The organism is Streptomyces sp. NPDC057280 (genome assembly GCF_042668605.1).
GTDB lineage: Bacteria > Actinomycetota > Actinomycetes > Streptomycetales > Streptomycetaceae > Streptomyces.
In genome coordinates this window covers 500,706-507,156 of the sequence record NZ_JBHUYR010000006.1, presented here as the reverse complement: position 1 = coordinate 507,156, position 6,451 = coordinate 500,706, and the positions used below count along the sequence as shown (strand labels likewise).

At 70.8% G+C, this 6,451-nt stretch carries 3 protein-coding genes; 2 read left to right on the top strand and 1 reads right to left on the bottom strand.

Annotated elements, in window-relative coordinates; all coding sequences use genetic code 11:
• Positions 1 to 75: 75 nt before the first annotated feature.
• A complete protein-coding gene (locus ACFUO4_RS32350) occupies positions 76 to 3,756 on the bottom strand; it encodes a LamG-like jellyroll fold domain-containing protein (RefSeq protein ID WP_383491554.1) in 3,681 nt (1,226 codons plus the stop codon).
• 263 nt (positions 3,757 to 4,019) lie between these two features.
• On the opposite strand from ACFUO4_RS32350, the gene ACFUO4_RS32345 reads away from it, so the two are divergent.
• Both ACFUO4_RS32345 and ACFUO4_RS32340 read left to right on the top strand, forming a co-directional pair.
• Positions 4,020 to 5,039, top strand: a complete 1,020-nt coding sequence (locus ACFUO4_RS32345) for a LacI family DNA-binding transcriptional regulator (RefSeq protein ID WP_383491552.1) — start codon at positions 4,020 to 4,022, stop codon at positions 5,037 to 5,039.
• Positions 5,040 to 5,191: 152 nt separating this feature from the next.
• Entirely contained in the window at positions 5,192 to 6,436 is a 1,245-nt protein-coding gene (locus ACFUO4_RS32340) for an extracellular solute-binding protein (protein ID WP_383491550.1), read from the top strand.
• Positions 6,437 to 6,451: the final 15 nt, after the last annotated feature.

The following is a 6,451-nucleotide window of genomic DNA, read 5'->3' as shown; positions in this document are numbered from 1 at the left end:
GGGCGGGGGGGCGGGGGGGGGGGGGGGGGGGGCGGGCGGGGGGGCGGCGGCCCCCCCCCGCCCGCGCCGATCAGCTCACCGGACCTCACTCGCGTACGGCGCGACCGTGATCCGGTCGATCAGGGGCGCATAGCGGGAGCGGAGCAGTACGCCGGAGAAGGTGTCCGAGGCGTAGGTCGTGCCGTCGAAGTTCGGCAGCTCCTCGGAGCGGAGGCCGACGGTGTTCGCGCCTTTCTCCAGCCGGACCGGGACGGTCAGCTCCCAGAAGTTGTTCTGGTGGAAGCTGTGCGGGAAGCCGACCCGCCGCGGCTCGCCGCCGTTGACGCTGATGTCGGCGTGGCGGGCCAGCGGGTCCGGGTTGTAGTGGGTGGCCTCCGACTGCTCGGGGTTGGAGTAGCGGATACGCAGGGCGTAGAGGCCGGCCCGGTCCGCGGAGACGGTGAACGTCGCGGTGTTGGCGTTGCCCGGTGCCCCGCCGATCCCGGTGATCGCCGTACCGCCGGTGGCCAGGGACAGCGGGGTCAGTGCGGCCGAGCCCGCGAGTACGGCGTCCTTGGCCTCGTACGTCGTCACCGGCAGGGTGCCCTCGGTGGGCGTGACCGAGAGACGGTCGACCACCGTGGCGCTCGAACTCCCGGTCAGCGTCACCTTGTTGACGCCGCCGGAGAGGGAGACGGCGACGCTGCTCCGGTCCTTGGCCAGGCGCAGGACGTCGTGGCCGTTGACGGAGAGCCGGGCGCCGGTGCCGCCGAGGGTGTCGACTGTGAGGGTGGCCTCGCGGTCGGCGGGGGAGTAGACCCAGAACGTGGCCGTCTGGCCCTTCGCGAGCCGGGCCGCGCCCGATCCCGTGGCCGGGCGCTTCGGCAGGTCGTACACGGGGCGCGCCCCACCGCCCAGCCAGGCCAGCTCCCCCTCGTACACCCGTGTGCCGGCAAAAGCCCGCGGCAGTGTCAGGGTGAGGCGGTCGACGATGGCGTCGCCCTTCGTGACGCGCTTGCCGTCGAGGCTCTTGGCGGCGAGCGTCAGGGTGTGCTTGCCCTTGGTGAGGCGGACCTGGGTGTCGGTGTGGTCCCAGACCACCCACTTGTAGCCGAGCGGCAGGCTGAGCTCCTGTTCGCCGTCGGCCTTGCCGTCCACGCGGAGGAACACGTTGGTGGGGCCCTGGTCCTTCACCTTGTCGTAGGTGTTGAGCGAGTTGGCGAAGACGCTCAGGTCGTAGACGCCGTCCTCGGGGACGTCCACGGTGAAGTCGAGCGTGACGTCCGAGCCGGTGCGCAGCCCGCCGACGTCGTAGCCGCCGGAGGTGTAGAACTTCGACACGTCACGCGGGGACCCCTCCGGGCCGTTCTTCGACCAACCGGACCCGGTGTGGGCGGCGTCCTCCGCCTCGTAGGACCCCTGCCAGCGCACCGGCGCGGCCTGCGTGCTCCTCGCCTTGCCCGCCGGGCTGAGGACGATCTCGTACGCCGACGACTCCTTGAGCGTCGGCAGTGTGCCGTCGCCGAAGTCCACGACCACCTTGCCGTCGTCACCGACCTTGAGGTTCGTCTCGGTGAGCAGCTTCGGGCCGGAGTTGTCGCCGATCTGGCCGCTCCACTCGATCTCCCGTACCCAGGCGTGGACCTGGGAGCCGAAGACGTTCTTCGGCACGTGGTCGAAGGTGATGTGGCCCTTGCCGGCGGACCCGCCGAAGATCAGCCGGGCCTGCTTCTTCTGCGCGTCCAGGGTGGCGACGCCCTGCATCGTGTAGTTCTCGCCGGGGAACGGTGGGGTCACCGCCACCGTGTGCCCGGTCATTGAGGCGTACGCATTCAGCAGCCACCACTGGCCGTTGCCGCGGTTGGACTGCACGGCGGAGTCGGAGAGGTTGCCGTCGATGTTCCAGTACGCGATGTCGGCGTCGACCTTGGACTCCTCGATCGCTGACACCCACTGGATCATCTGGCCCGGGACCGAGGTGTGGTAGTTGAAGGCGTACTCGTTGATGTTGACGGGGAGTTGAGTGCCTTCCCGGGCCGTTCCCTTGAACAGGTCCTTCTCCCACGCCCGGTACTGGGCGACGCTCTCGCGGACCGCCTCCGGGTGGCTGAGCTCGTGCCAGGTGATGACGTCGGGGAGGGTGCCGGCGGCCAGGGCGTGGGTGAGGAAGCCCTTCACCTGGTCGTACAGGACGCTGGTGTTGGGGCCGGCGATCCGGGCGTCCGGCATCCTGTCCTTGATGAGCCTGTAGGCGGAGTCCCAGGCGGCGAAGTAGGCGTCGGGCTTGCTGAGCCAGCTGACCTTGTCGTAACTCCACTGCCCGGTACCGAACATGTTGCCCTCGGGCTCGTTGAACGGCACGAAGACGATGTTGTCCTGGTACTCCTTCGGCAGCCGGAGCACCTGGTCGACCTGCTTGGCGAGCTTCTCCTCGTAGAGCCTGAGCTTCTCGGCTGGGGTGTCGCCGGGCCACTCGTACGGGAATCCGCGGTGGATGTCCGTCATGTAGATGTAGACGTCGCCGTCGGTGGAGTCGGCCAGCGGCTTCACCACCTCCAGCGCGTCGGCGCCCGGGTGCTGCGGGCCGTCCTGCGCCTTGGTGGAGACCGTGCGCAGGCCCATGCCCGCCATCAGGTTGTTCGTCGGGACGTCCGGTCCGTACACGCCGTACAGGGTGCCGGAGGCGCCGCCGTGGAAGGCGCCCGTGTCCGAGCCCAGGTCGACGCTGAGCGCTCCCTCGCGAACCACGGTCACCTTCGCCTCCACACTCCGCCCGGCCGCCCTGCCCGCCACGGTGAAGGTGCCGGGCCGCGCGTACTTCTCGGACGGTACGGCGTCCCAGGCGACCGGGGTGTCGCGGTCGTAGCCGTCGGAGAACGCGGCGCGCACCGCCGCGGGGAGCGACGGGGCGGTCCCGGTCGTCGTCCGGACGTCGAAGGAGGTCTGGGCGAGCGCGCCGACGGTCGGGACGGCGTCGACGAGGGCGGCCACCTGGTCGGCGTTCAGCGCCGCGTGCCACACCGTGAAGTCGTCGATGGCGCCTTTGAGTAGCGGGTCCGGGTAGAAGGACTTGCCGATGTAGCCGGCCGCGGTCGCCGAGCCGTCCAGCAGTTCCTTGGCCTTGATGCCGGTCGCGGAGGAGGAGACCGCGACGCCGTCCAGATAGGTGGTCAGCCGGCCCGCGGCCGTGTCGAGGGTGACGGTGACCGTCCGCCACGCGTCCGCCGGGAGCATCGCATAGCCGCGGACCTGGGTCTCCGCGCCGCCTCCGCCGGTCGTCACGGAGGTCTGGAACAGTCCGCCTCCGTTGTACGGGGTGCTGAAGAGGTACTTGGTGGTGTCCGTGCCCAGGTCGAAGATGCGCTGCCAGGACGACTTCTCGCCGCTCCACCGCACACGGGCGGAGACTGTCAGGTCGCTCGCGTCGCCGACCACGTCGCGGGGCAGCCGGACGTAGGCACCGTCGGAGGTGGGCGCTCCGCCGGGCAGGGAGAGGGCCTTGCCGCCGCCGGTGCCGTCCACCGACCGGGCCGTGGAGGCGTTCACCAGGGTGGCGGTGAGGCCGTTGCCGGAGCTGTCGGTGATGCGGCCGGAGGCGAGGTCGTCCTGGTCGAAGGTGTAGCGGGCGGTCGGCTGGGGGGCCTCGGCCGCCTGCGCGGGCACGGCGGGCGCGACCAGCAGGCCTGCGCCGAGGGTCAGCGCGACGGCGGCGGAAGCGCGGCGCGGGCCGGTCGGGGTGGGGCGCCGGGAAGGTCTGTCGGGGGAGGGGGATGCCATGGATCGCGTCCTCAATCCTTGCGTTCGGCGACTCGAACCGGTTCGACTGCGCCGGATGCGGCGGTCAACGGGTGCTGAGGATCTTCTTGTCGAACCGGTTCGGCAAGCTAGCACCGGGGCAAGGGGCGGGCAATCCCCCGGGACAAGGAACTCTCGATGGTGTCCGAGGTGTTGACAGCCGCCCGGGCCCTTCCTACCGTCACTTCACGCGAACCGGTTCGACAGCGGTTCGCGGATGAATCGGCTTCGACGAAGGAGTCCCCGTGAACATCGGTGAGATCGCCCGGCGGGCCGGTGTCTCGCGGAGCACCGTGTCCTACGCGCTGAGCGGCAAGCGTCCGGTCTCGGAGGACACCCGCCGCAAGATCCAGCAGGTCGTCGACGAGCTGGGCTACCGGCCCAGTGCCAGCGCCCGCGCCCTGGCCAACGGGCGGACCAGCACGATCGGACTGGTCTTCCCGCCGGCCGGGAACCACTACACGGGCATGCAGCTCGATTTCATCGGCAGCGTCGTCGAGGCCGCCGCGGCCTACGACTACGACGTGCTGCTGTCACCCAGCGGCGTCGACAGCGACCGTTCCTTCCAGCGGCTGCTGGGGGAGCGGCGGGTCGACGGCGCGATCCTCATGGAGATCAGGCTGGCCGACGACCGGGTCGATCACCTGGCCGAGCTGGACTTCCCGTCCGTCGCCATCGGCCGCACCGCCCACCCCGAGGGCAGCTGGTGGGTGGCCCTGGACCACACCGCCCTCGCGGCGGCGTGCGTCCACCACCTGGCGGACCTCGGCCACCGCCGGGTCGCCTTCGTCAACCGGCCCGAGCAGCTGCTGCGGGCCGGGTACGAGTCCGCGCACCGCGGCCTGGACGGCTTCACCAAGGCCGCGGCCGAGCGCGGACTGACGGTCCGGACGTACTGCTGCGGGGACGACGCCGCCTCGGGACAGAGCTGCGTGGAGCGCATCCTGCACGACGACCCGGACACCACCGCCCTGGTCACCCTGAACGAGGCCGCCCTCGGCGGCATCTACCGGGGGCTCGCCCAGGCGGGCCGCCATGTGCCGCGCGACTTCTCCGTCACCGGGGTGGTGGCCGGCCGCTGGGCGGAGACGGTGACCCCGCGGCTCACCGCGGCGGACGTACCGGCGGCCGAGCTGGGCCGGCTCGCCGTCGAACTGCTCGTGGAGCGACTGGACCAGCCCGACGCACCGCCCCGCCACCATCTGCTCACTCCGCCGATCTCGCTGCGGGCCAGCACCGGTCCCGCGGGAGTCGGCACCGTCTGACCCCGGCCCTCCCGGAATCCCTTCTCGACGCCGTCGCACCACGGCGCCCTCCACCGTGCCCGTTTCCGTCCGGCACCCCACTGCCCCGGCACCGCCCTGCCCGAAAGTCCGTGCCTCGGCACCCGCATGCCGAAAACCGTAAGGAACCCGCGATGAACAGCACCTTCAGGCACCGTCGCCTGACCGCCGCCGCGCTCACCGCCCTGGCCGTCGCCGCCACCGCCACCGCCTGTGGCTCCGGCTCGGACGGCGGATCGAACACGGCGGACAGGGGGACGTACACGATCTGGGACCCCTACCCGCAGTTCGACAAGAGCTCGGCCTGGGCGAAGCTGCTGGACTCCTGCGGCACCGAGGCCGGGGTGAAGGTCAAGCGGACCGCCTTCGACACCAGCGACCTGTCGAACAAGGCGCTGCTCGCGGCCCAGCAGGACAACTCCGCGGACGTCCTCATCGTCGACAACCCGGTGGTCTCGACGCTGGCCGAGGCGGGCGTCCTCACCACGACCGACGACAACAAGCTGGACACCTCCCAGGTCGACCCCAACCTGCTGGCCGCCGGCCAGACCGGCGGCAAGACGTACGGCACCCCGATCGGCGCCAACACCCTCGCCCTCTACTACAACAAGGAGGTCCTGAAGAAGGCCGGCGTCGACGTCGCCTCGGTCAAGGACTGGGCGTCCCTGACGGCGGCCCTCGCCAAGGTCGACAAGGCCGGCAAGAAGGGCATCACCTTCTCCGCGATCGGCACCGAGGAGGGCAGCTTCCAGTTCCTGCCGTGGTTCTGGGGCTCGGGCGCCCAGCTGACCCAGCTCGACTCCGCCGAAGGCGTGTCGGCGCTCGCCCTGTGGAGCGACTGGCTGAAGAAGGGATACGCGCCCAACTCGGTCATCAACAACACCCAGACCACCAGCTGGCAGGAGTTCGCCAGCGGTGACTACGCCTTCGCCGAGAACGGCACCTGGCAGCTCGCCAACGCCAAGAAGGCCGGCTTCGCCTACGGCGTCCTGCCGATACCCGCCGCCAAGGGCGGCAACGCGGCGGCCCCGACCGGCGGCGAGTTCGTCACCCTCCCCGTCCAGAGCGACACCGACCGCTACGCCACCTCGCAGAAACTGGTCGCCTGCCTGACCAACACCGACCACCTCTACGACACCGACACCACGCTGTCCTATGTGGCTCCCACCAGCGCGGTGCAGGCCAAGCAGGTCGCGGCGAACGCCGAGTTGAAGCCGTGGGTCGACGCGGTCAAGGCGGCCCGGGGACGGACCAGCGACGACCTCGGCACCAAGTACCCGAAGATCTCCGAGCAGATGTGGAAGGCCGTCCAGTCCGCCCTCAGCGGCTCGAAGTCCCCGAAGGACGCGCTGGCCGCCGCCCAGTCCGCGGTCAAGTGACCCCACGGCAGGGCG

Coding starts and splice junctions, on each gene's coding strand:
- ACFUO4_RS32350 (WP_383491554.1), bottom strand. CDS start 3,756: ATGGCATCCCCCTCCCCCGACAGACCTTCCCGGCGCCCCACCCCGACC.
- ACFUO4_RS32340 (WP_383491550.1), top strand. CDS start 5,192: ATGAACAGCACCTTCAGGCACCGTCGCCTGACCGCCGCCGCGCTCACC.